Genomic DNA, 388 nt, shown 5'->3' with positions numbered 1-388 from the left:
GCTATGAGGAGGTCGTGCCCGTGCGCCCCACCGCCCCACTGATCCTCGCCGCCGCAGTCACCGTTCTGACTGCCGGCTCGCTGACCGCCTGCTCCTCCGGTTCCGGCAGTGATCCGGACACCGTGAAGGTCGCGTACAACCGTTCAACGGACAACAAGATCCGTTTCAAGGACGCCTATCTCGAGTCCGTGAAGAAGCAGTTCGAGAAGGAACACCCCGGCAAGAAGATCAAGTTGATACCGATTCAGGCGGCGGACAACGACTACGCCACCAAGGTGCAGCAGATGATGCGCTCGCCGAAGACGGCACCGGATCTGGTCTACGAGGACACCTTCCGGATCAACTCCGACATCAAGGCCGGCTATCTGCGGCCGCTGGACGCATATCT

The 388-nt window shown here is 61.1% G+C and carries 1 protein-coding gene; it reads left to right on the top strand.

What is annotated here, in order from left to right:
• Positions 1–20: 20 nt before the first annotated feature.
• The coding region (locus AC1DUE_RS20630) for an extracellular solute-binding protein (protein ID WP_477041264.1) at positions 21–388 on the top strand (368 nt) is incomplete at its 3' end.

The sequence above is a fragment of the Cellulomonas sp. P4_A2 genome, from assembly GCF_056402515.1.
The sequence above is the reverse complement of the archived record's forward strand: the minus strand, read 5'-3'. Positions and strand labels throughout refer to the sequence as shown.